The organism is Aeromonas sp. A35_P (assembly GCF_002259925.1).
GTDB classification, from domain to species: domain Bacteria; phylum Pseudomonadota; class Gammaproteobacteria; order Enterobacterales; family Aeromonadaceae; genus Aeromonas; species Aeromonas dhakensis.
The window spans coordinates 1-2,687 of sequence record NZ_NEVB01000172.1; the positions used below are offsets into that span (position 1 = coordinate 1).

General features: G+C 53.9%; 2 protein-coding genes. Both read left to right on the plus strand.

The genetic code is table 11. The features are described 5' to 3' along the window. Positions 1-258: 258 nt before the first annotated feature. Positions 259-1,533, plus strand: coding sequence for a maltoporin (locus CAK78_RS10625; protein ID WP_026139025.1), 1,275 nt, complete (start codon positions 259-261; stop codon positions 1,531-1,533). Positions 1,534-1,715: 182 nt separating this feature from the next. Further along, a complete protein-coding gene (locus CAK78_RS10630; RefSeq protein ID WP_254924751.1) occupies positions 1,716-2,585 on the plus strand; it encodes a MalM family protein in 870 nt (289 codons plus the stop codon). The last annotated feature ends 102 nt before the right edge of the window (positions 2,586-2,687 follow it).

Below are 2,687 nucleotides of genomic sequence, written 5' to 3' on the forward strand. Positions count from 1 at the left end.
TAGCGGTTTCATGGTGGATCTTTTTGCATTTAAACCATAGTGAATAGTGAGTTATTGCATAAATTCACGGTTATCCATCCAATAAAACCCTCTGCGGCCAATGCTGGGCGATTTGTCGCCATTTTGTGAATCAGCTCATGTTTGTCCCGAAATTGGCTACCTATAATCGGCCTCGGTTATCACCCAAACGTTTTTACGGTGATAAGAACTTGGATATTCAGGATCACACTCCTCACAGCGGGAATAAGGAAAATGAAAATGAAAGCAAAGTGGCTCCCGATCGCTGCAGCAGTAACCGCAGCCCTGGCTTCCCAAGCCGCCTTCGCCGTTGATTTCCACGGCTACATGCGTTCCGGTGTCGGTACTTCCGATAACGGCAGCCTGCAAACTTACAGCAAACAGAAAGTCGGTCGTCTGGGCAACGAAGCCGAGACCTACGGCGAAGTTCAGCTGGGTCAAGAGGCTTACAACAAGGACGGCAAGTCCTTCTACGTAGACTCCATGTTTGCAATGGTTTCCGGTCAGCAAGGTCGTGACTGGGAAAGCACCAGCGGCAGCGATGCCGACTTTGCTCTGCGTCAATTCAACGTCCAGGCCAAGGGCGTGCTGGGCTTCGCGCCGGAAGCTACCCTGTGGGCTGGTAAGCGTTACTATCAACGTCACGACATCCACATCTCCGACTTCTACTACTGGGATGTGTCTGGTGCCGGTGCTGGTGTAGAAAACATCCAGGCTGGTCCGGGCAAGCTCTCCTTTGCATGGCTGCGTAACGACCCGTGGGAAGATTACGATCAGTTTGTAGGTGGTGTTGGTGTCGACAAGCGTGTTGATACCGACGTACTGGACCTGCGTTATGCTGGTATCCCGTTGTGGAAAGACGGCTCCCTGGAGCTGGGCTATGACTACGCCCGCGGCAACCTGACCGATGAGCAGAAAGCGGCTCTGGGCAGCAAAGATTACGAGAAAAACGGCCACATGCTGACCGCCGAGCTGACCCAATCCATGCTGGGTGGCTTCAACAAGACCGTGGTTCAGTATTTCGCCGACGGTTATGCCGCTCAGGCTGTTGACTACGGTAGCGGTTCTGGCAGCGGCCTGAGCCAATCTGCCGCCAAGGGCGATGGCTGGCGTTTCATCAACTGGGGCGTGCTGCCGGTTGGCGACAAGGTCGAGTTTGGTCACCAGCTGGTTTACGGTACTGCCAGTGACATCGACAATGACAGCGCTGACAAGGACACCTTCTCCGTTGTCGTTCGCCCGATGTACAAGTGGAATGACACCATGAAGACCATCGCCGAGCTTGGCTATCACCATGACAGCTACAAGCCGAACAATGGCACCGAAACCAGCACCATCGGCAAGAAATACACCCTGGCTCAGGCCTGGTCCGCAGGTTCCAGCTTCTGGGCCCGTCCGGAAATCCGCGTCTACGCTTCCTACCTGGATTCTGACGGCCAGTTCCGCCCGGATGCCAATGGCGTGAAACAGGACGATTCCTGGAACTTCGGTGTTCAAGCTGAAGCCTGGTGGTAATCTGTTGACGTCATGACTGCAAGTGCCCCCGCATGACGGGGGCTCTTTTTTTACAACACGTTTCTTAGGGTCACGCGATGAGATATTCCAGATTAGCCTTGACTGTATTCTGTTCTGTTGTGCTGGGTGGGTGCGCCACGTTGGAAACGACGGTAGCGCCGACTCAGGAGTTCAAGTCCATCATGGGAAATCGCGACGTTGCGATGAGCCAATTGGCTACGGTTGGCAGCTGCTGTCGCGATGTCTCCAGTCTGCCGTTTCAGGACATACAACCGGGCGCAACCAAGCTTATCCCCATTGATGGCAGCTCCCCCGTTTACGCTTTCAGCGAAGGGAAAAGCCACTTCGCCGCCTTCCGGTTGCCGGTCAACTCCGGTGACCTGCGCATCACGGTTGATGGCTTGATCGACAAATCGCTGTTCAACCCGACCGTCTTGATGCTTGATTCCAAATTCAATGTGACCCGCAAGTTGGGCAGCGACGTGTTCAAGTACGAGCCTGCACGCATGCTGCAGGGGGATCGCATGGAAGCCGTGTTTACCGTGGATCGCTCCTATGTCGGTAACCCCAATAACGAAAGTTACATGGTGATCTACACAGACCAGAGCGGTCTGGACAAAACAACCACCATTCTGAGCCCTTCCAAGCTGATGACCAAGTCGCTGGGGGTGGTTGATTATGGTGAAAAAGACCCCGTCATTCCGCACTCCCCCTGGGGCGTGGTCAGCCTCTCTGTAGAGGACTTGAGTGGCGTCAAAACCGAGAGCAACTATTACAAGCCCGTCTATCAGGATGTGATTGATGCCAACACCCCGGTAGTCAACACGGCACCAAACAAGCTTGTCGTGCCCCTGGCGACCGCCGGTGCAGTCAAGAGCAGTGCCCCCATGCTGAGCGAAACCGAGGCCTTCTATCAATTCCAGATCGAGAAAGCGGTGAAAGCCGGTGACATCGACAAGGCGATGAGATTGGTCAGCGAAGCGGAACGGGCAGGTTCGACCAAGGCGAAATCGGTTTTTGTGGATGCGGTGAAGCGTTCCCAGAAAGGCTGAATATCGTCCGGTCTTTAAAAGATAATATTTATTTGAGGCCTCCCTTGTTGGAGGCCTTTTTAATCGGTAGACTAAAATAGAAAAAACAGCAAATGGTTACAT